General features: G+C 55.6%; 27 protein-coding genes and 3 tRNA genes. 2 read left to right on the top strand and 28 right to left on the bottom strand.

The genetic code is table 11. The features are described 5' to 3' along the window. Positions 1 to 168: 168 nt before the first annotated feature. The gene (locus HZA73_08395) at positions 169 to 1,479 is read right to left on the bottom strand and encodes a hypothetical protein (GenBank protein MBI5806049.1); all 1,311 of its coding nucleotides are present in this window, start codon (positions 1,477 to 1,479) and stop codon (positions 169 to 171) included. A gap of 195 nt (positions 1,480 to 1,674) precedes the next feature. On the opposite strand from HZA73_08395, the gene HZA73_08390 reads away from it, so the two are divergent. Beyond that, positions 1,675 to 1,753: transfer RNA gene (locus HZA73_08390), tRNA-Asp, on the top strand. 49 nt (positions 1,754 to 1,802) lie between these two features. Beyond that, positions 1,803 to 1,878: transfer RNA gene (locus HZA73_08385), tRNA-Phe, on the top strand. A gap of 36 nt (positions 1,879 to 1,914) precedes the next feature. Here HZA73_08385 and HZA73_08380 read toward each other — a convergent pair. The 27 genes from HZA73_08380 to fsa form a co-directional block, all read right to left on the bottom strand. Further along, positions 1,915 to 2,643 (bottom strand): ABC transporter ATP-binding protein, encoded by a 729-nt coding sequence (locus HZA73_08380; protein MBI5806048.1) that lies wholly within the window; start codon positions 2,641 to 2,643, stop codon positions 1,915 to 1,917. Positions 2,644 to 2,712: 69 nt separating this feature from the next. Beyond that, positions 2,713 to 3,327, bottom strand: coding sequence for a hypothetical protein (locus HZA73_08375; protein ID MBI5806047.1), 615 nt, complete (start codon positions 3,325 to 3,327; stop codon positions 2,713 to 2,715). Positions 3,328 to 3,406: 79 nt separating this feature from the next. Continuing rightward, positions 3,407 to 4,183: a GNAT family N-acetyltransferase gene (locus HZA73_08370; GenBank protein ID MBI5806046.1), complete on the bottom strand. Its 777-nt coding sequence runs from the start codon at positions 4,181 to 4,183 to the stop codon at positions 3,407 to 3,409. Further along, complete coding sequence (locus HZA73_08365; protein ID MBI5806045.1) at positions 4,183 to 4,983, bottom strand: ABC transporter permease; 801 nt, start codon at positions 4,981 to 4,983, stop codon at positions 4,183 to 4,185. Before HZA73_08365 ends, HZA73_08370 begins: the two co-directional genes overlap by 1 nt. Before the next feature lie 100 nt (positions 4,984 to 5,083). Beyond that, the gene (gene dnaB, locus HZA73_08360) at positions 5,084 to 6,454 is read right to left on the bottom strand and encodes a replicative DNA helicase (GenBank protein ID MBI5806044.1); all 1,371 of its coding nucleotides are present in this window, start codon (positions 6,452 to 6,454) and stop codon (positions 5,084 to 5,086) included. 52 nt (positions 6,455 to 6,506) lie between these two features. Beyond that, positions 6,507 to 7,208, bottom strand: a complete 702-nt coding sequence (locus HZA73_08355; GenBank protein ID MBI5806043.1) for a uracil-DNA glycosylase — start codon at positions 7,206 to 7,208, stop codon at positions 6,507 to 6,509. Further along, positions 7,198 to 8,409, bottom strand: coding sequence for a bifunctional phosphopantothenoylcysteine decarboxylase/phosphopantothenate--cysteine ligase CoaBC (gene coaBC, locus HZA73_08350; GenBank protein MBI5806042.1), 1,212 nt, complete (start codon positions 8,407 to 8,409; stop codon positions 7,198 to 7,200). The genes HZA73_08355 and coaBC overlap by 11 nt, the downstream gene beginning before the upstream one ends. Beyond that, complete coding sequence (gene rpoZ / locus HZA73_08345) at positions 8,406 to 8,597, bottom strand: DNA-directed RNA polymerase subunit omega (protein MBI5806041.1); 192 nt, start codon at positions 8,595 to 8,597, stop codon at positions 8,406 to 8,408. Before rpoZ ends, coaBC begins: the two co-directional genes overlap by 4 nt. Before the next feature lie 72 nt (positions 8,598 to 8,669). Then, positions 8,670 to 9,287 (bottom strand): guanylate kinase, encoded by a 618-nt coding sequence (gene gmk / locus HZA73_08340; protein ID MBI5806040.1) that lies wholly within the window; start codon positions 9,285 to 9,287, stop codon positions 8,670 to 8,672. A 147-nt stretch (positions 9,288 to 9,434) separates the two neighbouring features. Next, complete coding sequence (locus tag HZA73_08335) at positions 9,435 to 11,471, bottom strand: hypothetical protein (GenBank protein ID MBI5806039.1); 2,037 nt, start codon at positions 11,469 to 11,471, stop codon at positions 9,435 to 9,437. 145 nt (positions 11,472 to 11,616) lie between these two features. Further along, positions 11,617 to 12,492, bottom strand: coding sequence for a YicC family protein (locus tag HZA73_08330; GenBank protein MBI5806038.1), 876 nt, complete (start codon positions 12,490 to 12,492; stop codon positions 11,617 to 11,619). A gap of 162 nt (positions 12,493 to 12,654) precedes the next feature. Then, positions 12,655 to 13,890 (bottom strand): DUF1015 domain-containing protein, encoded by a 1,236-nt coding sequence (locus HZA73_08325; protein ID MBI5806037.1) that lies wholly within the window; start codon positions 13,888 to 13,890, stop codon positions 12,655 to 12,657. A gap of 230 nt (positions 13,891 to 14,120) precedes the next feature. Then, the gene (locus HZA73_08320) at positions 14,121 to 15,047 is read right to left on the bottom strand and encodes a 3-phosphoglycerate dehydrogenase (GenBank protein MBI5806036.1); all 927 of its coding nucleotides are present in this window, start codon (positions 15,045 to 15,047) and stop codon (positions 14,121 to 14,123) included. A 41-nt stretch (positions 15,048 to 15,088) separates the two neighbouring features. After that, positions 15,089 to 16,357 (bottom strand): hypothetical protein, encoded by a 1,269-nt coding sequence (locus HZA73_08315; GenBank protein MBI5806035.1) that lies wholly within the window; start codon positions 16,355 to 16,357, stop codon positions 15,089 to 15,091. Between the two features lie 151 nt (positions 16,358 to 16,508). Beyond that, on the bottom strand, positions 16,509 to 17,597 hold the full coding sequence (gene serC, locus HZA73_08310) for a 3-phosphoserine/phosphohydroxythreonine transaminase (GenBank protein MBI5806034.1): 1,089 nt from the start codon (positions 17,595 to 17,597) through the stop codon (positions 16,509 to 16,511). 87 nt (positions 17,598 to 17,684) lie between these two features. Next, a tRNA-Ala gene (locus HZA73_08305) sits at positions 17,685 to 17,760 on the bottom strand. A gap of 218 nt (positions 17,761 to 17,978) precedes the next feature. Further along, entirely contained in the window at positions 17,979 to 19,097 is a 1,119-nt protein-coding gene (locus tag HZA73_08300; GenBank protein MBI5806033.1) for a pyridoxal phosphate-dependent aminotransferase, read from the bottom strand. Between the two features lie 76 nt (positions 19,098 to 19,173). After that, positions 19,174 to 20,340: a pyridoxal phosphate-dependent aminotransferase gene (locus HZA73_08295; GenBank protein MBI5806032.1), complete on the bottom strand. Its 1,167-nt coding sequence runs from the start codon at positions 20,338 to 20,340 to the stop codon at positions 19,174 to 19,176. Positions 20,341 to 20,406: 66 nt separating this feature from the next. Next, positions 20,407 to 21,009: a hypothetical protein gene (locus HZA73_08290; GenBank protein ID MBI5806031.1), complete on the bottom strand. Its 603-nt coding sequence runs from the start codon at positions 21,007 to 21,009 to the stop codon at positions 20,407 to 20,409. Between the two features lie 59 nt (positions 21,010 to 21,068). Continuing rightward, positions 21,069 to 21,341 carry a TMEM165/GDT1 family protein gene (locus HZA73_08285; GenBank protein MBI5806030.1) on the bottom strand — a complete coding sequence of 91 codons (273 nt, stop codon included), beginning with the start codon at positions 21,339 to 21,341 and terminating at the stop codon, positions 21,069 to 21,071. Positions 21,342 to 21,366: 25 nt separating this feature from the next. Beyond that, positions 21,367 to 21,654, bottom strand: a complete 288-nt coding sequence (locus HZA73_08280) for a hypothetical protein (GenBank protein MBI5806029.1) — start codon at positions 21,652 to 21,654, stop codon at positions 21,367 to 21,369. A 23-nt stretch (positions 21,655 to 21,677) separates the two neighbouring features. After that, complete coding sequence (locus HZA73_08275) at positions 21,678 to 22,670, bottom strand: transketolase family protein (GenBank protein ID MBI5806028.1); 993 nt, start codon at positions 22,668 to 22,670, stop codon at positions 21,678 to 21,680. 64 nt (positions 22,671 to 22,734) lie between these two features. Next, a complete protein-coding gene (locus HZA73_08270; GenBank protein ID MBI5806027.1) occupies positions 22,735 to 23,328 on the bottom strand; it encodes a hypothetical protein in 594 nt (197 codons plus the stop codon). Beyond that, a complete protein-coding gene (locus HZA73_08265) occupies positions 23,325 to 24,458 on the bottom strand; it encodes an aldo/keto reductase (GenBank protein MBI5806026.1) in 1,134 nt (377 codons plus the stop codon). Before HZA73_08265 ends, HZA73_08270 begins: the two co-directional genes overlap by 4 nt. A gap of 114 nt (positions 24,459 to 24,572) precedes the next feature. Next, positions 24,573 to 25,388, bottom strand: coding sequence for a transketolase (locus tag HZA73_08260; GenBank protein ID MBI5806025.1), 816 nt, complete (start codon positions 25,386 to 25,388; stop codon positions 24,573 to 24,575). 13 nt (positions 25,389 to 25,401) lie between these two features. Then, positions 25,402 to 25,764 carry a hypothetical protein gene (locus HZA73_08255; GenBank protein MBI5806024.1) on the bottom strand — a complete coding sequence of 121 codons (363 nt, stop codon included), beginning with the start codon at positions 25,762 to 25,764 and terminating at the stop codon, positions 25,402 to 25,404. Positions 25,765 to 25,783: 19 nt separating this feature from the next. Beyond that, positions 25,784 to 26,428, bottom strand: coding sequence for a fructose-6-phosphate aldolase (gene fsa, locus HZA73_08250; protein ID MBI5806023.1), 645 nt, complete (start codon positions 26,426 to 26,428; stop codon positions 25,784 to 25,786). Positions 26,429 to 26,460: the final 32 nt, after the last annotated feature.

The following is a 26,460-nucleotide window of genomic DNA, read 5'->3' as shown; positions in this document are numbered from 1 at the left end:
TCAAAACTGCGCTGGACTGTTTGAACTCATCCCCTAGCCCCTTCTCTTTCAAGAGAAGGGGAATAAAAGGGGTTGAGTTAGTTTCATTTTTAAAAGTGAATTCAGGTTAAAAACAAAGGGAAAGCAAGAATAATTCTCGCCTTCCCTTTTCTCTGTTTTCAGCCTGAATTAAAAGTTGAACTTCAAAGCCAGCCTGGTGGAGAACTTCTTCCTGGTCAGGAAGCTAAGATCCTCCTGCTTCTCATAAGTGATCTGGTAGGTCAGATACATCCAGATCTTCCAGTAAGCCTGGTAGCCGACATCGGCGGTCAGCAGCATGTTCTCTTTTTTGGTGAACAGGTCGGACAAGCTCTGGATCCTCTTCTGGTCGAAGTAGGCCCGGACGTCCCCCTTGGGGATCAGATCCGGCGCACTGGCCTCGGCATGAAATATCCCGGTGCTGTCGGCTCCCCGAGTCTTGTAGCCGCTGCCCATCACCCTGACCTTGCCCAGCACATTGCCGGAGATCTCGCCGTAGGTGCCGTTCCTGGCCTCGGTCACGTCGGTCAGCACCAGTTTTTTGGGCACCCCGAAAGTGGTGGTGACGCTGCCCGAGGTCATGGAGTACAATTGGTAACGGTCGATCTCATAGAACCTGTCAAAATACTGGGGAATGAAGTTCTTGCCCAAAAAGCGCTGTTCCAGTTTGGCTCCCAGTGTGACGAGATTGCCGGGGAAGGATATCAGGGCCGAGATCCCCACCGCATTGCCTTTGCCGTAATCCTTGATCTGGCCGAAATCATAATATATCCTGCTTCCCAGGATGCTGGTGTTGATTATGGGCAAGCCCAGGTCGGCGCCGAAGGCGGTCACAGCGTCCTTGGTGGCGCTGTTCTGGTCGGGATCGACATCGGTGACCACCGTACCGCCCACTTCAAATCCCTTGATGATCGGGATGCCGGTACCGGACAGGGGGCAGACAAAGCCCCGCAGGCCGTAGATCTCGGCCCGGTCGAAGTTGGAGACCATGGACTGGATGCCGAACATGGTCGGAGCCTCGCCCCAGGGGAATTTCAGGTTAAGCTCCATACCTATCTTGCGGTTCAGGTCGTCGGCCCGGTTGCTGTAGTTGCTCATCAAAAACCCGTTGCCCAAAGTGGTGGCGTCCAGGGCTCCCACCCGGGTGTAGAACTTGTCGGTCCGGTCGCCCCAGCTTACATAGCGGACCAGCCGCATCATCTTGCTGGCCGGCTTCCATTCTTCCTTGCGGATGCCGTCGTTGTTCACCAGCAGGGAGACGTCCAGGCCCAGGCCCAGCTTGGAGAACCGCAGCTCCGGGGTCAGCTGCAGCAGGAAATATGCCTTTCCGTCTATCATGGTCAATCCCATGCCCCCGGTGAAGCTGGAACCGCTGTCGGCTGGCGCTCCGGGCATGGTCTGGGCAAAACCGGCGCTAAAAAAGGCGGCCAGGAAGAGAGCTAAGATCAGTATCTTTTTCATGTCGGGCTCCTGATAATATTGGTGGTTGTTATTTAGCAAATACTTGCGTTTATTATACTATTATAGCTTTTGTCTGTCAACTCCAAACAGACGTTTTATCCGGGATATTCCGGCCCGGGATTTAGAATTTATTTACCGACCCTTTTAGATAGTTGACAGGCTTTTTAGATTATGCTATAATTCGTTGTTTATGGTGGGGTCGTAGTTCAGCTTGGTTTAGAACGCCTGCCTGTCACGTAGGAGGTCGCGGGTTCGAACCCCGTCGATCCCGCCATAAACAAAGCTCTGTAATACAGGGCTTTTGTATTTATATCTGGATCTGGGGCACGGTAGCTCAGGTGGTAGAGCGAGGGACTGAAAATCCCTGCGTCGGCAGTTCAACTCTGTCCCGTGCCACCATTTTAAAAACCAGGCGAAAGCCTGGTTTTTTCATTATCAGTCCGCTTCGCCCCGGATGAACTGCTGGATGTTTTGATCGGGCGATTTTTTTATCTGTTCCGGGGTGCCGCAGAAGATGATCCGGCCCTGGTGCAGCATGGCGATCCGGTCGGCTATCTTGTTGGCGCTGACCATGTCATGGGTGACCGCGATGGAGGTCAGGGAAAGTTTTTGGGACAGCGACATCATCAGGTCGTTGATCTTGTCGGCGGTGATGGGGTCCAGGCCGGTGGTGGGCTCGTCGTACAGGATGTAGGCCGGGTCCATGGCCAAAGCCCGGGCCAGCCCCACCCTTTTCTTCATTCCCCCGGAAAGTTCCGATGGCATCAGTTGCTCGGTGCCAGACATGCCCACCAGGGCCAGCTTTTCGGCCACCTTCCCGGCGATCTCGCCGTCAGACAGCGGGCTGTGCTCTTTAAGCCCCAGTCCCACGTTCTGGGCCACGGTCATGGAGTCGAACAGGGCCGCCCCCTGGAACAGCATCCCGAACCTCCGACGCAAGGCATACAGCTCATGCTTTTTTATGGCGGTGATGCCGGTGCCGTCGATGGTGACCGAGCCCTGGTCGGGCCGGGCCAGGCCGATGATATGGCGCAGCAGCACGCTCTTGCCGCAGCCGGAGCGCCCCATGATCACCATGGTCTCGCCGGTCTGGATCTCCAGTTCCACCCCGTCCAGGACCTTTTTGTGCCCGTAGGATTTATGCAGATCGCGGATAGTTATCATTTGCTTGTTAGCTTCTTGCTTCGGACCTCTCCCTTTCCCTCCCCGATGCGGGGAGGGTTGGGAGGGGTCTTATTTCTTCAAAACAAACCCGGCATCGGTGATGTACACCATGTAAGCATTGGGATCGGGATATTGGAATGCGGCTATGCCCTGGACCGCATCGATCAGGGGATATTTTTGCCCATAGCGCAGCAGAGTTCCCCAGTAGCCCGGTTCCTTGACCAGCTGGTAATTGCAGACAGTGGTGGAATCGGCTGATTCCCAGCGCCCGGAAAAACGGGTGACCCGGTAATAGGGCCTGGCGCCAAGGAATCGTAAGAACGGCTTCCAGCGCAGGATGTAGCCCTGGATCATCCACTGGTCGCCGGCCAGGGGAAAGACATGCTTGGCCCCGGTGGATTCGTCGGTATAGCTCATCTGCAGGCCGCTTTCGGTCTTTAGCGCAGTGACCGTGCAGATGAGTTTATCGTTGTTCAGCAGGCTGTAGGTCCGGGCGAATAAGGATAAGGAGAACATTGAGGCCCCGGCCAGGAGCAGTATCAGGAAGAACAGAAAGGCGCTCCAAAGAGAGCCCAGGCCGATCTTCTTTTTGACCTTCAGGGCGATAGAAGACATCAGAATGATCAGGGCCAGGAGGCCGAACCCCAGGCCCAACAGTGCGGTGTTTTGGGCGAATTTATCCATTGTCGTCCTCCCTTTGGAGATTGCTATCCCCTCTGTTTTCAGTGTATCTGTGGCAGATGCTTATCCGTATAACCAGCGGTTATTTTTGCCATAATATTTTACTTCTGATACACTCTTTAAAACCACATTTCTCGTAAAACCTGGGTAAACTTCCCGATGTTTCCAGCAGGACATATTTTAAGCCCAGTAACTTAACTTTATGTCTGACAGCCTCCATCATCTTTAAACCCAAACCCCTGCCTTGATGGTTCTCTTCGATTTCAACTTCAAACAACCTGGCATATCCCCCAAGGTCAGCGATATATACGGAGCCCACTATTTCATCAGCAACATAAAACCAATAAGGTTTAAACACTTTGATAAAGGCCGATTGGAGGGGTTTTAGAAGTGAATAATATTCATCGGTGAAATAGTCCCTTCCCCCCATCTTTGTCCTGTACCAGTTAAAATACTCATCTGCCGAAGGCCCGTATAATACACCGTCAGAAGTATCTTGACTTTGGGCCTGCATGAAAACAGCTTCACTGAATTTCATGTTTTTTGCAATAAAATTGGATTCCCAAGCTTTGTCTATTTTGATTTCAGGTCCAATATCATAACGGTTCGGTGGGTCCAGTTTATTGTTGCGGTGTATATCCCTGACCTCCCTAATGATCTCATCCAAATCGTTAACAGAATCCGGGGATACGTTAATCGCTCTATTGAAATCGCCGTTCCAGGGAACAAAAGGATTAGTAATGTGAATGTAATGGTTGTGTTTCTCAGGGTTGCCGCCGTAAGCTTTTGAGAGATTTATCTCCGAATCAACCGACAACTGCCCCCAATCCGGATCTGAGATATTTTGCTTATTGTCCATCACCCGAATATCCAGGCCGATACGATGTAATCGAAGATCAGTATCAGCACCGCCGCCGTGACCACCGCCTTAGTGGTGGCCCGGCCCACCCCCTCGGCCCCGCCCTCGGTGGCGAACCCGTGAAAGCACCCGGAAGTGGCGATGATGATCCCGAAGAATATCGATTTCACTATGCCACCCATCAGGTCCTTGGTGTGGAAGTGGAACCGCAAACCGTCCAGGTAGACCTGGGAGGAGATGCCCACCGAGGCCACCGCCACCAGCCAGCCTCCGATCAGGGCCACGAAGTTGGCGAAGATGGTCAGCACCGGCGACATCACCGCCCCGGCCACGAACCGGGGCATTACCAGGAAGGACACCGGGTCTATGGCCATGGTCTCCAGGGCGTCGATCTGCTCGGTCACCCGCATGGTGCCCAGCTCGGCGGCGATGCCCGCCCCCACCCGCCCGGCCACCACCAGCGCGGTCAGGACAGGGCCAAGCTCTATCATCACCGCCCGGGCGATCCCGGTGCCCAGCCAGATGGGCGGCACCAGCCCCTGCATCTGGTAGGCGGCCTGGACCGCCGCCACCATCCCGGTGAAGACGGCCGAGAACAGCACCAGCGGCAGGGAATTGACCCCCATCACCATCATCTGCTGAAGGATCAGGCTGGAGTTCCTGAATGTGTGCCTTAAGGCCAGGATGATCCGGCCGAATAAATAAAAGGCCGAGCCCCATTCCTGGAAAGAATCCAGTGTGGCCTGGCCTATTCCAGCGAAGAACCGGGCCGGATAATGCCTTCGTTCTTGAAATGGCATGGTGATTTGTGTGCTAATAATTCAAGTTCACAGTGGCCGGTATTTTTCGAACTATTTGATTAGTCTGATTTTTAACCAATTCAAACCGTTTTAAACTTCTTCAATTCATTTCCTCGTCCTGGCGCTGGCTGTAATTCTCGAACCGGGTGTAGCTCCGCAGAAAGGTCAGTTTCTTTGTGCCCACCGGGCCGTTGCGCTGCTTGGCCACTATCAGGTCGGCCACCTCGGATTCCATGCTTGATTCCGGGGTCCATTCTTCCTTGCTCTTGTAGGGCGTCTTGTCCCGGTGCAGGAACATCACCACGTCGGCGTCCTGCTCGATGGCCCCCGATTCGCGCAGGTCGGACAGGATGGGCCGGGAATCCTGGCCCCGCTGTTCGCTTAAACGGGAAAGCTGGGACAGGGCGATCACCGGAACGTTCAGTTCCTTGGCCAGGGCCTTGAGTGAACGGGAAATCTCGGAGATCTCCTGCTGGCGGTTCTCGACGCGGGAGGACGAGCCCCGCATCAGCTGGAGGTAATCCACCACCACCAGTCCCAGGTCCACCTCGGCCTTTAAGCGCCGGGCCTTGGCCCGGATCTCCAGCGGGCTCATGGCTGAACTGTCGTCGATGTACATTGGGGCCTGGTGCAATACCGAGGCCGCGCTGACCAGGGCCGGCCATTCCTCCTGGGAAAGATAGCCGCTGCGGACCTTGTGGCCCGAGACCCGGGCCTCGGCGCACAGCAGGCGCAGCACCAGCTGCTCCTTGGACATCTCCAGGCTGAACACCGCCACCGGTATCTGGTTCTGCACCGCCACGTGCTGGGCGATGTTCAGGGCAAAGGCGGTCTTTCCCACCGAGGGCCGGGCGCCCACTATTATCAGGTCGCCCTTCTGCAGGCCGGAGGTCATCAGGTCCAGGTCGGTGAAGCCGGTCTCCAGCCCGGTGATGTGCCGCTTCTCCCGGAACAGCTTCTCCACCGTCTCAAAGCTGTCGTGAATGAAAGTCTTTAGGGGGATCAGGCTCTTGCGCAGGCGCTGTTCCTTGATGGAAAAGATCATCTGCTCTGAGCGGTCCAAAAGCTCCTCGGGATTCTCGGTGGCCTGGTAGCTGAAGGAGATGATCTCGGAGGCGGTGTTTATCAGGCGGCGCAGCACCGCCTTCTCCACCACTATCCTGGCGTAATAGTCGATGTTGGCCGAGGTGGCCACGCTGTCGGTCAGTTTGGTCAGGTAGACCGGGCCGCCCACCTCGTCCAGGCATTTCTGGCGGCGCAGCTCCTCGGCCAAAGTGACCAGGTCCACCGGCTGGCTGCGCTCGTACAGGGTGACCGCCGCCCGGTAGATCTTGCGGTGGGCCCCGAAGTAAAAGTTGTTTTCGTCGGCGATAACTTCCACCGCCCGGCTGACCGCCTCGCTGTCCAAAAGCATCGAGCCCAGCACGGCCATCTCGGCCTCCTGGGACTGGGGCGGCACACGATCCGGCATTTGCCGGTCCGGCAACTGCCGGTCCAATGGCTTGCGGTCGGCGGGCTGCTGGCTATCGGCCATTCTTAACCTCCTGATCGTAGATCTGACGCACTAGTTTCACGTCCTCCCAGGTATCCCGCTTCCAGGCCGGGTTGCGTAGCAGCGCCGCCGGGTGAAAGGTGGGAACGAGTTTGATGTTCTGGTAATAATGGATCTTTCCCCGGAGTTTTGAGATGGGAACATCCGTCTTCAAAAGGGTTTGCGATGCAAAGGTGCCCAGGGTGCAGATCACCGCCGGCTTGATGATCTCCAATTGTTTGATCAGGTAGGGTTCGCAGAGCTCGATCTCGACCGGCAGGGGGTTGCGGTTGTTGGGGGGACGGCACTTGAGGATGTTGCAGATGTAGACCTGGGAGCGCTGGAAATTTATGGCCTCGATGATCTTGGTCAGCAGCTGCCCGGCCCGGCCCACGAAGGGCAGGCCCTGTTCGTCCTCATCGCTGCCTGGGGCCTCTCCCACGAACACCAGCTTGGAATTGGGGTCGCCGTCCCCGAAGACAAATTTGATCCGGGTCTTGCCCAGGGAGCACTTCTGGCATTCTTCGATCTGGCGGCGGAAATCTTCCAAGGAGGTGTTGAGCGCGGCAGATCTTGTGGTTTCTTGAACCGGGGGCTTGGCCTTGGCGCGCTTTAAGACCAGCTCGGTCTCGCCCAGTTCCTGCTGCTGTTTAAGATAGCGCTTTGCTTTTTGCACTGATATTTTATCGGGCATTCGGATTTGCTTTCCGCTTTTTGAACAGCTCGTCAAGTTTGTCCAGGAGCACCCCGGCCAGTTCCGGTTTTCCCATCAGGGGCAGTTTAATCGCCCGGCCGTTGGGCTCCAACAAAATGGCCCGGATATTGCCGCTGGCAATGGTCTGGGGGTCGTTGGCCACTATCAGGTCCAGGTTCTTGGAGACCAGCTTCTTCCGGGCGTTGGCCAAAAGGTCTTTCGATTCCAGGGCAAAGCCCACCAGCAGGGCGTGCTTTTTGTTGTTCCTGGACGCCTGGGCCAAAATGTCGGATACCGGCTCCAGTTTCAGGTTCAGGGAACCGGAGCCCCGTTTTATCTTCTGGGCGCTGGTCTTAGACGGTCTGAAATCGGCCACCGCCGCCGTCATTATCAGCGCCTGGTTAAGCGGCAGATGCTTCTTGACCGCCTGGGACATTTGTTCCGCCGTTCTCACTTTCACCACCTTTTCAACATCGGGCAGCGTCAGATCCGCCGGGCCGGTGATCAGGGTGACCCTGGCACCGCGGGCGGCAGCTTCTTCGGCCAGGGCGTAGCCCATCCGGCCGGAGGAACGGTTGGTGATGGTCCGCACCGGGTCTATGTCCTCCTCGGTCCGGCCGGCGGTGATCAGGATCGAAACCCCGGCCAGCTGTTGGTTGGGATACAGGGCATCCTCTATGGCCTTTTCTATTGTATCCAATGATGCCAGCCGGCCCTTGCCGGTGTCGCCGCAGGCCAAACGGCCGCTCTCGGGCTCGATGACCTTCCAGCCGAAAGCTTTAAGTTTTTTAAGGTTCTCCTGCACAGCCTGGGCCTGCCACATGTTGACGTTCATGGCCGGAGCTATCAGGATGGGAGAAGTGGCCGCCATGGCCACGGTGGTCAAAAGGTCGTCGGCGATGCCGTGGGCCGCCTTCCCCAGAAAATTGGCGGTGGCCGGGGCTATCAACACCAGGTCTGCCCACTGGGCCAGCGAGATGTGCTCTATCTGCTGGGGCTTTTGCTTGGGGAAAAGTTCCAGGGCCACCGGGTTCCCGGTCAGCGACTCGAACGAGGCCGGCCCCACCAGCTGGCAGGCCGACCTGGTCATCACCGCCGTCACCTGGTGCCCTTTTTTACGCAGACGGCTGGCCAGGTCCAAGGCCTTGTAGGCCGCTATGCTGCCGGTCACCCCCAAAAGTATTTTCTTGCCGGAGCTCATGTATGCTGGAAGATCACCTGTCCGTCGCGCATCCGCTCCAGGGCCATGGTGATCGGCTTGATCTCCATCTCCTGGGATGACATCCGGCGGATCTCGTGCAAGCGCCTGGCTTCGCGGGCTGCCACCAGCACCGCGATGTATTTGTTCTCCAGCCCCTTGGAGATCTCGTCGATCGGTATGAAACCCATGATAGCTCCTCCGTTTATAAATTTACTTTTTATATTTTATCTTTGATTTTTTATTTTAGGCAGCCGTGCCCGTCACTTTATGACATTGACCACTTCGTCCCGGTTGTAGCGGATCAGTTTGCAGCGCTCGGCTTCGATGATGGCGGTCACGGTTTTCACCGTCTGCTCGAACTTGTCGTTGATCAGCCAGTATTCAAAATCCCCGATCTCCTGCATCTCCAGCTTGGCCCGGTTCAGCCGTTTGTTGATCACTTCCTCGGAATCGGTGGCCCGGCCCTTCAATCGGGTCTTCAGTTCCTCGAAGGTCGGAGGCAGTACGAAGATGGTGACCGCCTGGGGATAGAGCTTTTTGATGGCCCGGGCCCCCACCGTGTCAATGTCCATGATCACATCCTGGCCGGCGTTCAGCTTGTCATCGATCTGCTTGCGTGGAGTGCCGTAGTAATTCTCGTGGACCATGGCCCATTCCAGCAGCTGTCCCGCCTCCAGCATCTGCTCGAATTCCTTGACCGGCACGAAATGGTAATCCTGGCCGTCGCGCTCGCCCGCCCGGGGCGGCCGGGAGGTGACCGAGATGGAATAGTATATCTCGGGATGCAGGGCCTCGACACCACGGCAGAGCGTGGTCTTGCCGGCCCCGGATGGGGCCGAGAGGATTATGGGAAAGCCTTTTCGGTCGGGATAGATCATGTCAAGGTGTGTTCTTATTGTTAATGTGAATTTTTTATCCGCAGATTTCACAGATTTCCGCAGATTTATATATGATTTGGATTATCAAAGAATGAAAATAGAAATTATAATCTGCGTTAATCTGCGGATAGAATAGTTATCCCGGGTCTACTGCATAAGCAGGCGCTGGGCCAGTGCCCCGGCCGAGGCGCAGATGGCCGTAAGGTCTGCCGCCTGGTCCTGGTCCACCCGCAGCTGCTGGCCGGTGGCCGGGTCCACCAGAATGACCTTGACATAATATCCGGCCTCGGTTTTGTCTATCTGGCCCACCAGCATTTGTCTGACGTTCAAAGCCTGCCCCAGCTGGGCGGCGCAGACCGGCTCCAGGCAATAGGTCTGGGCCAGGTTCTTCCGGGCCAGCAGTTCCTGCATCCGGTCCTTGGGGGTGATGCTGAAGCGGCCGGTCTTGGTCATCTCGGCCCTCAGGAAGTCGGCGTAGACCAGGGCATCCTGCCAGGAAGCGTTGGGCCCCTGGTAGATGTTGACCGCGCATTTTATCTGAGAAGTGTCGCCGACGGCAGCCAGCGGCGCGCCCTCGGTGGTCACCTGTCCCAGCCTGGCTCCGGGCTTTGGCTGTTCAACCGGTTTGGCGGTCTCGGTTTGTTTTGCTTTTTTGCCGGACTTGGAAAGGAAGCCCAGATCCACTCGTATAGCTGCGCTTAGGGCCAGGGTCTCCCAGGGTTTGAACTCCGAAACGCTGCTCATGTTCTGCACCTTGAGGATGCCGTTGGCCAGGTTCATTCTGGTGGCCAGCATCACCTCGCCCACATAGACCGGCATCCGCAGGCCCACCCCGGCCAGCACCATGGGCGGGGTGCTGTAGATCTTCTTCTCATCCAGGGCCACGTACTGCCAGCGGCCGGCCAGCCCGATGCTTAGGGTGGCCTTCTTGATGGACAGCGAGGTACCGGCCGAGGTGTAGGCGTTGCCCAGCATCGGCCATTGGCCGTTCATGATGTCGGTGCCGCCGTTTATTCCCAGCCGGAAACCCCAGAACTTCAAGCCCAGCGAAGCCTTGACCGACAGTATTCCCGGGAAGTCAATGCCGCCTTCCTGGGCCCCGGATTTGTGTTTGAATTCGATCCCTCCCAGATAAAGCTGGGCCTGGCCGTGAATGGAGCTATCCGCAGGATTGTAGCTCAATGAATCCACGTTGACCGAATCCAACCGGGGTTCGCCGTAGGGTATGTAAGCATTGTTGAAGTAATCACCTTTAAGGGTGTATGGCATGCCCTTTTCAATTGACATGCCGGCCTTCAGGATCGGGATCTCAAAGTTGGCGCTAACTACCAGGCTGGTCTGGGTGCCCGACAGCTTGCAGTCAAAATTATCGCTGAAGATGGAGCTGTCAAAACTGCTGTGGACTATGATGTTCTCTATCTTGATTCCGTTAATGGTGTCGCCCACAATCCCGCTCAGGTCCTGGATCCGGGCCGAGGAATTGATGGCAAAGTTACCGGTGGCCGAGAGCTTGGTCATCTTGATCCCCATTCCCAGCTTAAAGGGGCCGAACTTGGTGCCGCTGCCCAGGAAAACCGGCGTGTTCATGATGCTGACATTGCCCTGGCCGCCCATGGTGATGACCCCGGTACCGGAGACCCTGAGGTTGACCACCACCGGGAAGGGAAGGCCGGAGACCATGGAGCTGTCAAGTTGGTAGGGATAATCATAGGTCATTTTCTGGGATATCTCAACTATGCTGGTATCCAGGCCCATTTCCATGCCGGATCCTCGCTGTACCGCTATTCCCAGCCCGAACGGCCCGGCCTTGCCGGCCAGACCTACATAATCCAGGCCGCCCATGTCGGTCAGGGTCAGGGTGGTTGGCACCTTGATGGATGGCGAAGCCTCGGAACTGTCTATGATCTTTATCTTGAAATCATTGCTGACATCCTTGGAAAGGCTGCCGGCCACGAAGACATCCAGCCCCTGGGTGCGCTCCAACCCGGCCGGGTTGACCATCATCCCCACCGCCCCGTGGGCCTGGACGATATCCAGGAATCCGTGGTCCAGGAAGTACAGGTTCAGGTCCGGAGTGCTCATCTTGATGGAAAACTTCAATGTGGCGGTGCTGTCTATGGTTTGAGCACCCAGGCCGCCGGCTAGCACGGCCAGCAGCAACCCGGAAAATAAGATCTTCTTCATAAAATATTTCTCCTTTATTATGTTACTACTCCGCCACAAAGTCAAAAAGGTACTAGGATACTGGGTAATTCTCATGTAGAATACACACGGTATAAAGTTCGTCCTTTGAGACTTAGTGTCTTCGTGGCTATGAATAGTTACTTTATTATTCTATGTTTTGGACCTGTTCCCGCATTTTTTCTATCTCTTCCTTAAGCTGAACCGTCAGCTGGGAGATGGCGGCCTGGTTGGCCTTGGCCCCCATGGTATTGGATTCCCGGTTCATTTCCTGCAATAAAAAGTCCATCCGCCGGCCCACCGGCTCCGGGGTTTTCAGGAACTGGTCAAAGGCCTTCACGTGGATCTTCAGCCGGACGCACTCCTCGGTGATGTCGCAGCGATCGGCATAGACTGCGGCCTCCTGGGCCAGCCGGCCCTCATCCACCCCGGTCCCGGCCAGCAGCTTTGACATCCGGGCCTGCAGTTGTTTTTTGTATTCCGGCACCCGGTCTTCGGCCAGTTTTTCTATCTGGTTGGCTATCCGCCCGATGTTGTTCAGCCGTTTTTTGAACTCGGCCTCCAGCCGTTTCCCCTCCTGTTGGCGCATCCGGTTCAGCTCGGCCAGCCCTTTGGACAATGGGCCTTCCGCCAGCTGCCAGGCTTTTTGTTCGGAGAAGGCGGTGGGGGTTACGGCCAGCACGTCGGGAAAGGAGGTGATGGACCGGAGGTCTATCTCGCCCTTCAGCCCCAGGTCTTTTTTAAGGGTCAACAGTATCTTGTGGTAATGTCGGGCGGCTTTGATGTCCAATTGGGGCAGGGAAGCCTCTTCGCGGCCGCTGTAATTCAGCACCAGTGAGACCGAGCCCCGCGATATGTTCTGCTGGATCAGGGTCTTTATTTTGGACTCCAGACCGTTAAAGGCCCTGGGAAGTCTTAAGGATATCTCGGAATAGCGGTTGTTGACCGAACGGACCTCCACCCCTATCTGATGGTCCTTGGTCCTGGCCTCGGCCCGGCCGAAACCGGTCATGCTTTTTATCATTTAAACCTATTTTATGATTAGACTTATGATTATACCACAAATAAGGGTTATGTCAATTTTAAAGTGGTAAAAAAATAAAGGGCCGGAGCCCAAGCTCCGGCTTTTTTGCCCATTATCTGTAATTGAACGATGAATACTTTGGTCCGTTTCCACGGCCTGGGTTTAGTACTGGTGCACGAACAATCCGCTTCTCAATTTCGGCTCGAACCAGGTGCTCTTGGGCGGCATCACCTGCCCGGAATCGGCCACGCTGATCAGCTGCTTGATGTTTACCGGATGCAGGGAGAAGGCCACCGCATACTTGCCGGAATCCACTAATTTTACCAGCTCCTTGGTTCCCCGGATCCCGCCCACGAAGCCGATCCGCTTGTCGGTCCTGGGATTCTCAATTCCTAAGACCGGCTGCAGCAGGTTGTCCTGGAGGATCGAGGCGTCCAGCCTTTTGACCGGGTCCTTCTGGTCATAGCTTCCGTCCTTGGCGGTCAAAAGATACCACTTCCCCTCCAGGTACATGGAGAATTTGAGGTTGGCTCCGGGCACATCCGGAGCCTGCTCGGTCACTGTGAACTTCTGGCCCACCTTCTTCAGGAACTCGTCCCGGGAATTGCCGTTCAGGTCCTTCACCACCCGGTTGTAGGCCATGATGTTCATCTGATTGTCGGGGAAGATCACGGTCAAGAAGAAATTGTATTCCTCGCTGCCGTTGTGCTGGGGGTTTTTGGCCTTGCGCTCCTTCCACAACCGCCAGGCGGCTGCACTGCGGTGGTGGCCGTCGGCCACATACATGTATTTGAGTTTGGAGAATTCTTTCTTCAGAGCTTCCACGATCTTATCATCATCGCAGACCCACAAAGTGTGCTTGACGCCGTCGTCGCTGGTGAAATCGTATTCCGGGGTCTTCTTGATCCAGTCGTTGATCAGGGAATCTATGGCCGGGACCGCCGGGTAGGTGAAGAACACCGGCTCGGTGTTGGCGTCAATGGTGCTGATGTGCCGGGTGCGGTCGTCCTCCTTGTCGGGTCTGGTGTGTTCGTGCTTTTTGATCACATCCTGGTCATAGTCCTCGGCCGAGGCCACCGCCACCAGGCCGATCTGCTGGTGGCCGCCCATGATCTGCTTGTAGATGTAGAAGCAGGGTTTTTGCTCCTGAAACATCCAGCCGTTGGTTTTGAATCTTTCGAAATTGATCTTCCCCTGGCCGTAGACCTGGTCGGCGTGCTCGTCGGTCTTGGGATCAAGGTCAATCTCCGGACGGCTGATGTGCAGGTAGCTCTTGTCGTTGCCTTTGGCCAGCTCCCGGGCCTCCTCGCTGTTGACCACGTCGTAGGGCGGCGCGGCGATGTCCTTGGCAAACTCTTTTTTGGGGCGGACTGCCTTGAATGGTAGAACGACTGCCATGGATGCTCCTGATGTATTATATTTTAAACTATTGTTTGACCAAACGGAACGTTAATTTTATTACATTTCCCCTTAAATTTCAACCAAATAAAAAGCCCGGGAACGGACCTAACCCCTACCCCTTCCCCATAGGGGAAGGGATTAAAAATCCCCCTCCTTGCGGGAGGGGGATAAAGGCGATGCACTGAGTAAGCTTACCTGATTGACATATGAAGTGGAGCGGTCAAAAGCTATTTGTTCACCTGGAAGGTCCTGTCGCCGTTCTCCAAAAACTTGACGATCTGGTTGGCCGCCGCCAGCCCGGCGTTGATGTTGGCCTCCGAGGTCTCGGCCCCCATCTTCTTCTTGGTGGCGTGATAGCGGTTGCCGAAGATCTCAACGATCTCGGCGTGGCAGTCCGGAGCGATGTCGGTGGCGTACTTCAGGTCCTCTCGCTCGGCCATGGCCTTCTTCAGGCCTTCCTCGTCTATCACTTCCTTGCGGGCGGTGTTGATCAGGGCCGCGCCCTTTTTCATCTTGGAGAGCAGGTCGTAGTTGATGGACTTCTTGGTCTTGTCGTTGGCCGGGATGTGCAGGGAGACGTAGTCGCACTGGGAATACAGTTCCTCTATCTTTTCCAAGACCTTGACCCCCTCGGCCTCCATCTTGGTCTTGTCCACGAAGGGATCGAAGGCATACACAGTCATCCCGAAGCCCTTGGCGATGCCGGCCACCAGCCGCCCCACGTTGCCGTAGGCGTGGATGCCCAGTTTTTTGCCCCTCAGCTCCGAGCCGTTGCCCTCGGTGAACTTGTTGCGAGCCAGAAAGACCATCATCCCCACGGCCAGCTCGGCCACGGCATTGGAGTTCTGTCCCGGGGTGTTCATGGCGCAGATGCCCTTGGCGCTGGCGGCCGCCAGGTCTATGTTGTCGTAGCCGGCCCCGGCACGGACGATGACCTTCAGGTTCTTGCCGGCCTCGATCACGGCGGCGTCGGCCTTGTCGGAGCGGATGATCATGGCGTCAACATCGGCCGCGGCCTTCAGCAGGTCGGCCTTTTCGGTGTATTTTTCCAGCTTGACCAGCTCATAGCCGGCCTCGGCGAAGATCTTGGAGATACCATCAACCGCCACCTTGGCGAAGGGTTTTTCGGTGGCCAACAGCACTTTTTTTGCCATGATTTGTACTCCTCTCTATCATTTATTTGTTATTTTTGATATTACGGCCAGCGCCAGATTTCTTTATTTACCACTCCAGTGAAACCGCCCATGATATATATTTTCTGACCGAGAACTGTGACGCTATGCCCCCAGCGCCCCGCCCACGGTGAAGTGGCACAGGCCTGATCCCAATTAATGCCGTCGGTCGAATACCACATATCGTTTTTTCTGGTGGTGCTGTCAATGCCATAATGGGTGCTGTCATCGCCGCCCACCAGCCACATCTTGTTATCGTACACAACTGTTCTATGCCCCCATCGTTCCTCCCAGGCCGCATGCTCAGACGGTTGCTGCCAATTTACGCCATCGGCAGAGGACCATACGTCATTCATGATGGACGTGGCCTTCGAATTTGCCCCGCCCCCCATTATCCACATTTTGTTATCATAGACCACGGAGGAATGGTAACAGCGGGCTGGCCAAGGTATGGCATCAGGGACCTTTTGCCACAGCACCCCGTCACTTGAATACCATACGTCGTTGTATACTATGCTTGGCAGTTGCCGTCCGCCCAAGACCCAAAGCTTGCCATCAAACGAAAGTGCTGCAAAATTGGACCGGCCGGACCATTGAGCCGCAGATGTCACCAACTGCCAGGTGATGCCGTCGGTTGAATTCCAAACATCATTGGTGTCGCGACTGTTGGTGTTGCCGCCAAGTAACCACAACTTTCCGTTGAAAGCGGCCACCGAGTGCCCAAAGCGAGGGGACCATTGTGCGTTAAGTGTAGCCTGTGTCCAGTCGCTTCCATTGGAGGAATACCAAACATCATTGTAGGCCGGTCCTGAAAAATAATTGGTTTGGTTCCCGCCCATGACCCATACTTTATCATTAAAAACTATGGCGGCCTGTTCCATGCGGGACGCCCAGTAACCATCCCCGGATAAGTCCATCCATTGGCCGCTGATGGAGAACGACTGGTCGCTGCTGTCGGCTGGCATGCCGTCGGAATTATCGCTTACCCTTATCCTGCAGCCCGAAGAGGGCAAAACTGGTACTGCCCATTGATACGATGCGGTCTCTGCGTTCACTGTGTCAATAAGCACCCAAATGCCTGCGATCACAGAATATTCTATCTTCACTTTATCAATATTTTGGGTCGCCCACGTGATGGTATACTGGGAACCAATGGATATGATCTCGCCGCCATTCGGCGTTTGCAGTTCCAGCTGTTGTATGACATCAATCTCTGATGGTGTCTTTTTGCTGCATCCGATAATAGTTATAAGCAAAGGCAGCAGCAAGTAAAAAATACATTTTTTAGGCATAATAACCTGCTGTATTTATAATTCCCGATAATTGAACAACATTTACCCAAGCAGTATTAAAATGGTATCAAAACCGGCCTTAAAAGTCAACAGAAAACCGTCCCGCTTTTGGCGGGACGGTTTAGACTGGCATACTATGCCAAAAAATGAGCTACTGGTTGGCCTTATCGAACTTCTTTATGAACTCCACCAGCTTCTGCACCCCCTCCAGCGGCATGGCGTTGTAGATGCTGGCCCGCATCCCGCCGGTCTTGCGGTGGCCGCTTAAAGTGGTCAGGCCCTCTTCGGCAGCTTCTTTCAGGAACTTCTTGTCCAGGTCCTCGGACGGGGTCCGGAAGGGAATGTTCATCAGGGAGCGGTCCTCCTTCTTCTGAACATGGCACTTGAACAGCTTGGAGTTGTCGATGGCGTCGTACAGCAGGGCGGCCTTCTGCTCATTGATCTTCTGCATGGCCGGAACCCCGCCCAGGGCCAGCACGTGCTCGCACACCAGCTTGATGATGTAGATGCCGTAGCAGGGCGGCGTGTTATACATCGAGCCGCCTTCCACGTGGGTCTTGTACTTGAGCATGGTGGGGGTCTCGGGCTTGGAGAAGTCTATCATGTCGTCCCGGATGATGACCACGGTGACGCCGGCCGGACCCATGTTCTTCTGGGCCCCGGCGTAGACCAGGGCGAACTGGTTGATGTCCACCACTTTTGACAGGATATCCGAGGACATGTCCACCACCAGCGGCACGCCCTTGGTGTCGGGGAAGCTCTTCCAGGAGGTTCCGAAGATGGTGTTGTTGGTGGTCATGTGGAAATAATCGGCGTCGGGGCGGAACTCCTTGGGATCAAGGGCTGGCAGGTGGTTGAACACTTCCGGCTCGGAGGTGGCTATCACTTTGATGTCGCCGTAGCGCTTGGCCTCGGCGATGGCCTTGCTGGCCCATTCCCCGGTGTTGACATAGTCGGCCTTGTTGGATTTCTTCATCAGGTTCAGCGGCACCATGGCGAACTGCATGGAGGCCCCGCCCTGCAGGAAAAGCACCTTGTAATTGGCCGGGATTTTCATCAGGTCCCGGATGGCCTTCTCGGCCCCGTCGATGATCGACTGGTAGACCTTGGAGCGATGGCTCATTTCCATCACGGACATCCCGGAGCCCTGGTAGTCCAGCATCTCGTCCGCGGCCTTTTTCAAAACCGCCTCGGGCAGCATTCCCGGACCGGCCGAAAAATTGAAAACCCGTTTTGCCATTTCAAACTCCTTATATTAATATTGTTGATTCAAATCTGTGCTGAAGTCCGGCTTGCCAGACTACGTCCGCCGCAGGCGGACGTAGTCTGGTGGAGCTGATGGGATTCGAACCCACTGCCTGTACGATGCGAACGTACCGCTCTACCAACTGAGCTACAGCCCCATTTATATTTACACTGAGCAACGCCGAAGTGTTCTACCATGTAGTGCCGTGCTTCCCTGCGACCCGCCCTGAGCGGCTCGACTTAGCTTGCCGGAGTCCTGTCGAAGGGAGCTACAGCCCCATATTCTATTTTTTCTTTCTAATGGCTTATAGCTGACAGCCTATAGCTATAAGTCAAACCTAATGTTAACAAAAATCCGCTTAGATTTCAACCCCATTCAGCGTTTAGTTATTTCCCTGACGGCCCCGGTGAAGGCAGCAATGCTTTTCCTGAACGCCTCCGGCTGGCTGCCGAAGCCGATCCTTATCCTGCCTGCGTCCCCGAAGAACCTTCCCGGCACCACATAGACCTTATATCTTTTTGCCAGCAGGTCCGCTAGTTTGCCGGCATCCCTGAAACCGGCAACTTTGGGGAACCAGAGGCAGCTCTGTTCCGGAATGTCCCCCGAGACCAAACCTTCTTTAATCAGCGGCCCTGCCGCCTTGACCAGCTCCTTGCGGTTGCGGGCAACGATATCCAGCGACCGGGACAGGTAGGTGTCGAGCTGTTCAAACACCACCACCGATATGGCCTCCAGGTAGCGCGAACCGTTGCCGTCGGAAAGCACGAAATACGGAGCGATATGATCGATGGTCTTTTTATCGGCCAGGATCCAACCGCATTCCAGATGGCTCAGGCCGTAGACCTTGGACAGGCTGCCGGTGGAGATGTAGGCCCGGTCTATGGTGCAGGCCGGAGCCGGTTTGCCCGGTTCAAAGTCGCGGAACACCTCGTCCATCAGTATTCGGGTCTTTTTGTTCTTCCGCCGCACCGCCCGGGCTATCTCCGCCAGTTCCTTTTTGCATAGATGCGCCCCGCTGGGGTTGTGCAGGTTGGTCAGGATCACCAGACTTGTTTTCTTGTCAACCAGGGCGGCCAGCTCGCCGGGATCGACCCGGTAGTGCGGCGGCCGCCGCTCCAGCCATTTGATGTTTGCGCCGGAAAGCCCGGCTATCTGCCACATCGGCTGGTAGGCCGGGGTCTCGCAGATGACGGTATCGCCCGGCTTGACATGGGAGATGATGGAAAGATAGGTGGCGTTGGTGCAGCCGTTGGTCAGCAGTATCTCCGAAGGCTTGACCCCGTAGCGGGAGGCTATCAGCCGTTTGAGCACCGGGTGCCCCCAGTCATTGTTGTAGGACTGCAGCCGGCGCAGCTCTCCCCAGTTCTGCTTGGCGTGTTTTTCCAGCAGATCCAGCGGCTCGTAGACGTTGCTGGAAAGCAGCAGATGGCAGTCCCCGCGGTTCTGCAGGGCTATGTCGATGGCCTTGAACCAGGAAAGGTAATTGGTATTCATACTGATAAAGTATTTCTTTGAAACTCTATGCGATCTTCGCTTTGCTTCGATTAAACTCAGCACATCGCTTAGCGGTTCAGGAAAGTTTTGACAAAGCCTTCTCTATCCTATCGGCCGACTCGGCCAGGTTCTCTATGGTGTTGGCGTAGCTGAAACGGACGTAGCCCTCGCCCTCGGCCCCGAAGTTGGCCCCAGCCAGAGCGCAGATCCCGCAGTCGTTAAGCAAAAAGTCGGTGAACTTGCGGGAGTCCATCCCGGTCTGCTTGATATTGACGAAAACGTAGAAGGCCCCGGCCGGCTTACGGCAGGACAGTTTTGGTATCCTGTTGATCCTTTCCACGATGAAGTCTCGGCGCTTCTTGAACTCGGTCATCATGGCGGTGACCTCGTCCTGCGGGCCTTTTAAGGCCTCGATGCAGGCGATCTGGCTGAAGGTGGCGGTGCAGGAGTTGATGTTGGTCATCAACTGGGCCATGTGGTCCACTAGCGCCGTGGGCATCAGGCCGTAACCCACCCGCCAGCCGGTCATGGCGTAGGTCTTGGAGTAGCCGTTGAGGATGATGGTCAGGTCCTTCATCCCTTCAAACTGGGCGATGCTCTCGAACTTGCCTTCGTAGATCATCCGGTCGTAGATCTCGTCCGACAGCACCGGGATGTTATTGTTGACCGCTATGTCGGCCACCGCCTTCAGGTCGTCCCTGGTCAAGATCCCGCCGGTGGGGTTGTGGGGCGAGTTCAGGATGATCAGTTTGGTCTTCTTGGTGATCTTGGATTTAAGCTCATTGACATCCAGACGGAAGTCGTTGGCCTCCCGCAGCGGCAGCGGCACCGGCACCCCGCCGTTGAACTTGACCATGGACTGGTAGATGGGAAAGCCGGGGTCCGGCACCAGGCACTCGTCGCCCTCTTCCAGCAGGGCGGTGATGGCGAAAGACATGATGGGCTTGGCGCCTGGGGTCACCACCACGTTCTCCGGCCCGTACTGGACGCCGATCTCCTTGGAGTAGTACTCGGCGATGGCCTTGCGGTGCTCGGGCAGTCCGGCCGACGGCCCGTAATGGGTCTTGCCGGCGTCCAGGGCCTTCTTGGCGGCTTCCTTGATGTTCTTGGGGGTTTCGAAGTCCGGCTCTCCGATCTCCAGGTGGATGATCTTCTTGCCCTCGGCCTCCAGTTTTTTGGCCTTGGCCATCATCTCGAAGGCTGTCTCGACCTTCAGTTTCTCCATCTTGGCTGCAAACTTCATGGTATATCCTTTCAATAGTTTATTTCATTTGCCACAGAGGCACAGAGACACAGAGGATTTCCCGTCTTACCTCCTCAGTCCTTTGTGAATATTACCCAAACCGATCTCGTAACCAATCCCTAAAGTTATCGTGTTCCTTGCCACATTCCATATCCTTGACCAGGGGGTTATCTCACACACCAGATATAGATCTGTTCTGGGGATCTTCCCGTGTAAGCCGAAAATGACATCGTATGCCGGTTCTACCCTGGTTTCGGTAATGGTCCGATAATTGCCGGAATCGTTGATAAATTCCTCGATCACTGTTTCGTGATATGTGTGAACTCTTTTAAATCTATATATCAGATGCGGTCCCATTCTATGGCCAATCCCCAGGGTTATTGAACCGCCATAAGCATACTGATGCTTGTCCTGACTTACTATGCGATCTTCGGGGATCCATGTACCGGCAGGTAATTTGATATACTTGAAATATTCCAGCAAAATGCCCGTACTAAACAATAAATATTTGCCGGCCCGCACTCCCGATTCAAATTGAAAGGCATTGCCGTTGTAACTTGGGGAATCATAGAATTTACCGATACTTAACCCGGTCCTGGAGCTGATCGGCAAAGCAAATACCGTTGATCCTATCGACAGACAGAAAAGCACCATCAAGGTTTTCTTCATGATATTTATCCTATCCCTTTTTTTATCACCCTCTGCGCCTTTGTGTCTCTGTGGCTAAATTAAAGCTTCCCTAATATCGCCAGCACGCCCATCACGATGAACAGCCCCCCGGCGACGTAATGCAGGATGTTCTGCGGGATGACCTTGATGATGGCCTGCCCGAACAGCGCCCCGATCAGGGTTACGCAGACCAGGGCCAGACTGCCGCCCAAAAAGACCGAGAGCCAGCTCTTGGATTCCGAGGTCATGGTGATCACGGCCAGTTGGGTCTTGTCGCCCAGCTCGGCCAGGAACAGGGTGACGAATGCGGCTCCAAAGATTTTCCAGTTCATTGTTTTTCCTTCTTATCCGTAGGTTTTATTTATTTTCCTTTTTCCTTACCAATGGCAGTTTAAGCAGTTCTATGTCCTTGGGGAATTTACCATACTGATTCCATTCTGCGTCCGACATATTTTTTATTTTTTTATCCGTTGCTCGTCGTGTATTCCAGGCAAAATTTAGGTGATGGTATGCATGTTCAAGACCGATTTGAAGTTCAATTTCCGAATAATCCTTATTAGAGGATAAGTAGCCCTCAATTGCTTGTAATTCTTCCCGAGCTTCTGCAATATGGTTAATAACAGAAGGTTTATTAAGTCTGCTCATGTTTCTATATTACCTTTATAAAACTATTTGCTTTTCCTTTTAACAGCTTGTGTAGCGGCTTTTATAATGTCTCCATCAAGTAGATTATACTTCTTCAGCAACTCCCAGGGCTGGCCCGACTCTCCAAAGGTGTCCCGCACCCCCACCATTTCCATCGGCACCGGGCAGTTCTGCACCACCACTTCCGCTATGGCCGAACCGAAGCCGGCCATCTGCTGGTGCTCCTCGGCGGTGACTATGCACCTGGTCTCTTTGGCCGCCTTGATGATGGCCTTCTTATCAATCGGTTTTACAGGGTGAAGATTAATGACCCGGGCCGAGATGCCTTTCTTTTCAAGCTTTTCGGCTGCTACCAGCGAAAGGTAGACCATCAGCCCGCAGGCGAAGATCGTCACGTCATTGCCCTGACGGCAGGTCTGGGCTTTGCCAAAATGAAACGGCGTTTTGTCAGTAGTGATCACCGGCACCGGTTCGCGCCCTAATCTGATATACACCGGACCTTTTATTTTGGCCGCTTCCAGCGTGGCCTGGTAGGCCTGATTGGAATCGCAAGGCACGATGACCCGCATGTTGGGCAGGACCCGCATAAGCGCTATCTCTTCCAGGGCCTGGTGGGTGGCGCCGTCCGGGCCCACCGACAGGCCGCCGTGCGCCCCGATTATCTTGACGTTCAGGTCCCCGTAGCAGACGGAGGTCCGGATCTGATCCCAGGCCCGCCCGGCCAGAAAAACGCCATAAGTATTGACGAAGGGTATCTTCCCGGCTAATGACAGCCCCCCGGCCATGCCCAGCATGTTCTGCTCGGCTATGCCGATGTTAAAAAAGCGCTGGGGATATTTCTCCTGAAATTTTCCGCTGAGGGTTGACTTGGCCAGGTCTGCGTCCAGCACCACCACATCTTGATTGACCCGCCCCAGCTCCAGCAAAGCCTCGGCATAGCCGAAGCGGGTGGGCTTCTGCTCTATGGTCTTGAAATTCAGGTCCGTGACCAGATGGTGTTTGTTGGTTGGAATCATATTCTCTCATTTGACATAACCCTTGCTCCCCTTCCCTTGTGGGGAAGGGGACGGGGGTTGGGTTCTACTCGTCGCCCGGATACTTCTGCTCCAGCTTGGCCCCGAACGGCCAGTTCCAGATCTCCAGCATCATCGGCTGGGGCGGTTGGGTGATCTCACCGCTCTCGAAATCATAGTAGTACCCCCAAAGCTTGGCATAGATTATCTTTCCTTCCACGCTTCCGTAGGACCTGGCGTCAAGCTTGCTGATCCTAACTGTCACTGTTGCCCGGGGATCATGAGAGGTATATCCCACCAGCATCCCCCCCTTTCCCATGGGACGGAACGAAGGGCGGAGGTCCACCGAGATTTCATGAGATTTGCCTGACGCCGTTACCTGGTTACTGTCAGCGAAGACATCTTCATCGAACATGATCTCCATGCCGGGCAGGGGGTGCCGGCTCGGACCGAGGTTGGGCAGAATGATCCTGATGGTAGCCGGTCTTTCCAGCACGCTTTCCGGTCCGCCGTAGATGTAGGCCACCGCCGGGGCCGATTCCCAGACGAACTTGGAGCCGTCCAGGCTCATCTGAAAATCTTTTTTAAGGTCCGGGTGATAGGTGCACCCTAGACCGGCGGACATCAGCAGTAAAAGAGATATTGGGACCAGGCGCCTCATTTTTTGGCCAGGGCCTCCCTCACCTTTTTCAGCTCTGCCCGGATCTGAATCCCCTGGGGGCATTTCTTTTCGCAGATCCCGCAATTGATGCAGTTCTCGGCCCGTTCCGACGGTTTGAACCATGTCCAGTAGAAGAAGGCCGGGTTGCCGAAATTCCCGTAGCGGTAGCCATCATTGTAAAGCTCAAAGTTGCGGGGGATGTTGACCCCGGACGGGCAGGGCAGGCAGTATTTGCAGTTGGTGCAGTCGATGTCCACCATACGGTTGTACAGGGAGCGCACCCGGTCAATGACCTTCAGGTCTTCGGGCGAGAACGACCCGGCCCGGGCCTGATCGGCGAGTTTCAGGTTCTCCTCCACCTGCTCCATGGTGCTCATCCCGGAAAGCAGCAGCGGGACGCGCTCGTCATTCCAGACCCAGCGCAGGGCCCAGGAGATCGGGCTGCCGCCCTTTCTGTTTTCCAATATGGCCTTCACCTGTTCCGGCGGCTGGGCCAGGCGCCCGCCCTTCAGGGGCTCCATCACGATCACGGAGATGCCCCGGGAGGCCGCGTGCTTAAGGCCTTTCAGGCCGGCCTGGGTGGTGGTGTCCATGTAATTGTACTGGATCTGGCAGAAATCCCAGTCGTGGTCATCGCAGATCTTGATGAAATCAGAGGCCGGGCCGTGGAAGGAGAATCCCAGGCTGCCGATGGTCCCTTTAGACATTTGCTTTTTGGCCCAGCGCAGCACTCCCCGCTCTTTCATCTTGTTCCAGACCGCGCGGTTCAGCGAATGCAGCAGGTAATAATCTATCCTCTTGTCGTCCAGCCGGGCCAGCTGTTCGGCCAGCAAACTGTCCATGTCCTCCCTGGAGTTGACCAGCCAGGTCGGCATCTTGTCGGCCAGCCGCACTTTTTCCCGGTAACCGCCCTTCAAAGCCTGCCCCACCAGCGCTTCGCTGGTACCGCCGTGGTAGGGATAGGCGGTGTCCACATAATTGATCCCGCCGTCGATCCCCCTGCGGATCATGGCCGCGGCCAGGGGCTGGTCGATCTGCTTCATGTCGTTGTTCAGAATGGGCAGGCGCATGGCCCCAAAGCCCAGGACCGAAACGTTGAACTTGTCTTTTCCAAATTGGCGGTATTGCATGGTGTTCCTTTTGAACTCATCCCCGTCCCTTCTCTTTATAAGAGAAGGGAGAAAGGGTTGAGTTCAGTATGTTGCCAATATCTGTAATTTACCTTGGTCTGATTTTTACACCGGTCACTTTAGCTCAGCCATCGCCTTCTCATATTCCTCCTTGTTCGGGGCCCGGCCGTGCCACTCCGCCCGGTTCTCCATGAAGAAGACCCCCTTGCCCTTGACCGTTTTTGCCAGGATCACCGCCGGCTTGTCCTTTATGCCCCGGGCAAAATCAAAGGCCCGGACCAGGTGCTGGATGTTGTGACCGTCCACCTCTATCACCTGCCAGCGGAAAGCCCGCCACTTGTCGGCCAGGGGCTCGATCCCCATCACCTGCTCCACCGACCCGTCTATCTGCAGGTTGTTGTGGTCCACTATGGCACAGAGGTTGTTGAGCTTGAAGTGTCCGGCGGCCATGGCCGCCTCCCAGACCTGCCCCTCCTGCAGCTCGCCGTCGCCCAGCAGGCAGTATACCCTGTTTGATTTCCCGTCCATCCTTAATCCCAGGGCGGTGCCAGCCGCCAGCGAAAGCCCCTGCCCCAGCGAACCGCTGGAAGCCTCGACCCCCGGCGTTTTAAGGCGGTGGGGGTGGCCCTGCAGCGGTGATCCCAGATGGCGGAAGGTCTTTAAAAGCGATCTGTCAAAATACCCGGCTTCGGCCAGGGCGGCATACAGCACCGGACAGGCGTGCCCCTTGGAAAGGTAGAACCGGTCCCGGTCTTGCCAGCCAGGATCTTTGGGCCGGTGCTGCAGGGTGTGAAAATAAAGAACGGCCATTATCTCGGCTGAGGATAACGACCCTCCGGGATGGCCCGATCCGGCGCTGTATGTCATCTCGATGATGTCGCGCCGGATCTGCCTGGCTATTTGATTTATTGTTTCCGCCTTCATGTTCATTGGCGAACTTTAATTATTGCGATGCTAACCAGTCTTTGGCCTCGCCTATGCTTTGGCATACCTTCATGTCCTGTCCTGTAAAACGTATAAAGCTCTTCAACACCACCTTGGTCAGTCCAGTTACGCCTACTACGGCGTAAGCCTTCATATACGGTGTGGTGGCTTTGGTATTTTCCTTCAGTTCACTGAGCAATTTGGCGTTAAAGTGCGAGTTGCTGATGTCGGATATGAGCAGCACCGATGCCGGCTGTTCCTTGGTAATCATATTTGTGGTGATGCGGGACACTACCATGGCTTCCTGGGGATGCGACAGATTGGACAGGTCTTCGAACAAGATCCTTTTCCCACGATGGTCTATCCAGCGCACTCTGTCCATGTCAGCTCCTTCTTGGGTTTTACTTCTTGACCTTGGCCCAGTCGTCCAGGAATTTCTTGATCCCGGCGTCGGTCAGCGGGTGCTGGGCCAGCATCTTCAGCACGTTGAAGGGCACGGTGGCGATATGGGCCCCCAGCTTGGCGCAGTCCAGCACGTGTAGCGGGGTCCTTAGGCTGGCCGCCAGGATCTGGGTGGCAAAATCGTAATTGTCGTAGATCTGGACGATCTCCCCTATCAGGTCCATCCCGTATTCCGAGACGTCGTCCAGCCTGCCCACGAAGGGGCTGATGAAGGTGGCCCCGGCCTTGGCGGCCAGCAGGGCCTGGTTGGCCGAGAAGATAAGAGTGACGTGTGTCTTGACCCCCTTTTGCGACAGGACCTTGACCGCCTTCAGGCCCTCCAGGGTCATGGGGATCTTGATCACCACGTTGGGGTGGATCTTGATCAGCGGCTCGGCCTCCTTAAGCATCTCCTCTGACTTTTCGCTGATCACCTCAGCCGAGACCGGGCCGTCCACGATGGCGCAGATCTCCTTGACCACCGTGGCAAAGTCGCGTCCCTCCTTGGCGATCAGGCTGGGGTTGGTGGTCACGCCGTCAATGATGCCCCAGCTGGCGGCTTCCTTGATCTCGGCGATGTTGGCGGTATCGATGAAAAGCTTCATTGGAAAAAACTCCTTTTCTTTTTAGGACGCGG

The sequence above is a fragment of the candidate division TA06 bacterium genome, from assembly GCA_016235665.1.
Taxonomy (GTDB): Bacteria; Edwardsbacteria; AC1; order AC1; family EtOH8; genus UBA5202.
The sequence above is the reverse complement of the archived record's forward strand: the minus strand, read 5'-3'. Positions and strand labels throughout refer to the sequence as shown.

What these genes read in the sequence shown, in the direction of transcription:
- HZA73_08395 (MBI5806049.1), bottom strand. Translation starts at nt 1,479, where the DNA reads ATGAAAAAGATACTGATCTTAGCTCTCTTCCTGGCCGCCTTTTTTAGC.
- HZA73_08380 (MBI5806048.1), bottom strand. Translation starts at nt 2,643, where the DNA reads ATGATAACTATCCGCGATCTGCATAAATCCTACGGGCACAAAAAGGTC.
- HZA73_08375 (MBI5806047.1), bottom strand. Translation starts at nt 3,327, where the DNA reads ATGGATAAATTCGCCCAAAACACCGCACTGTTGGGCCTGGGGTTCGGC.
- HZA73_08370 (MBI5806046.1), bottom strand. Translation starts at nt 4,183, where the DNA reads ATGGACAATAAGCAAAATATCTCAGATCCGGATTGGGGGCAGTTGTCG.
- HZA73_08365 (MBI5806045.1), bottom strand. Translation starts at nt 4,983, where the DNA reads ATGCCATTTCAAGAACGAAGGCATTATCCGGCCCGGTTCTTCGCTGGA.
- dnaB (MBI5806044.1), bottom strand. Translation starts at nt 6,454, where the DNA reads ATGCCGGATCGTGTGCCGCCCCAGTCCCAGGAGGCCGAGATGGCCGTG.
- HZA73_08355 (MBI5806043.1), bottom strand. Translation starts at nt 7,208, where the DNA reads ATGCCCGATAAAATATCAGTGCAAAAAGCAAAGCGCTATCTTAAACAG.
- coaBC (MBI5806042.1), bottom strand. Translation starts at nt 8,409, where the DNA reads ATGAGCTCCGGCAAGAAAATACTTTTGGGGGTGACCGGCAGCATAGCG.
- rpoZ (MBI5806041.1), bottom strand. Translation starts at nt 8,597, where the DNA reads ATGGGTTTCATACCGATCGACGAGATCTCCAAGGGGCTGGAGAACAAA.
- gmk (MBI5806040.1), bottom strand. Translation starts at nt 9,287, where the DNA reads ATGATCTATCCCGACCGAAAAGGCTTTCCCATAATCCTCTCGGCCCCA.
- HZA73_08335 (MBI5806039.1), bottom strand. Translation starts at nt 11,471, where the DNA reads ATGAAGAAGATCTTATTTTCCGGGTTGCTGCTGGCCGTGCTAGCCGGC.
- HZA73_08330 (MBI5806038.1), bottom strand. Translation starts at nt 12,492, where the DNA reads ATGATAAAAAGCATGACCGGTTTCGGCCGGGCCGAGGCCAGGACCAAG.
- HZA73_08325 (MBI5806037.1), bottom strand. Translation starts at nt 13,890, where the DNA reads ATGGCAGTCGTTCTACCATTCAAGGCAGTCCGCCCCAAAAAAGAGTTT.
- HZA73_08320 (MBI5806036.1), bottom strand. Translation starts at nt 15,047, where the DNA reads ATGGCAAAAAAAGTGCTGTTGGCCACCGAAAAACCCTTCGCCAAGGTG.
- HZA73_08315 (MBI5806035.1), bottom strand. Translation starts at nt 16,357, where the DNA reads ATGCCTAAAAAATGTATTTTTTACTTGCTGCTGCCTTTGCTTATAACT.
- serC (MBI5806034.1), bottom strand. Translation starts at nt 17,597, where the DNA reads ATGGCAAAACGGGTTTTCAATTTTTCGGCCGGTCCGGGAATGCTGCCC.
- HZA73_08300 (MBI5806033.1), bottom strand. Translation starts at nt 19,097, where the DNA reads ATGAATACCAATTACCTTTCCTGGTTCAAGGCCATCGACATAGCCCTG.
- HZA73_08295 (MBI5806032.1), bottom strand. Translation starts at nt 20,340, where the DNA reads ATGAAGTTTGCAGCCAAGATGGAGAAACTGAAGGTCGAGACAGCCTTC.
- HZA73_08290 (MBI5806031.1), bottom strand. Translation starts at nt 21,009, where the DNA reads ATGAAGAAAACCTTGATGGTGCTTTTCTGTCTGTCGATAGGATCAACG.
- HZA73_08285 (MBI5806030.1), bottom strand. Translation starts at nt 21,341, where the DNA reads ATGAACTGGAAAATCTTTGGAGCCGCATTCGTCACCCTGTTCCTGGCC.
- HZA73_08280 (MBI5806029.1), bottom strand. Translation starts at nt 21,654, where the DNA reads ATGAGCAGACTTAATAAACCTTCTGTTATTAACCATATTGCAGAAGCT.
- HZA73_08275 (MBI5806028.1), bottom strand. Translation starts at nt 22,670, where the DNA reads ATGATTCCAACCAACAAACACCATCTGGTCACGGACCTGAATTTCAAG.
- HZA73_08270 (MBI5806027.1), bottom strand. Translation starts at nt 23,328, where the DNA reads ATGAGGCGCCTGGTCCCAATATCTCTTTTACTGCTGATGTCCGCCGGT.
- HZA73_08265 (MBI5806026.1), bottom strand. Translation starts at nt 24,458, where the DNA reads ATGCAATACCGCCAATTTGGAAAAGACAAGTTCAACGTTTCGGTCCTG.
- HZA73_08260 (MBI5806025.1), bottom strand. Translation starts at nt 25,388, where the DNA reads ATGAACATGAAGGCGGAAACAATAAATCAAATAGCCAGGCAGATCCGG.
- HZA73_08255 (MBI5806024.1), bottom strand. Translation starts at nt 25,764, where the DNA reads ATGGACAGAGTGCGCTGGATAGACCATCGTGGGAAAAGGATCTTGTTC.
- fsa (MBI5806023.1), bottom strand. Translation starts at nt 26,428, where the DNA reads ATGAAGCTTTTCATCGATACCGCCAACATCGCCGAGATCAAGGAAGCC.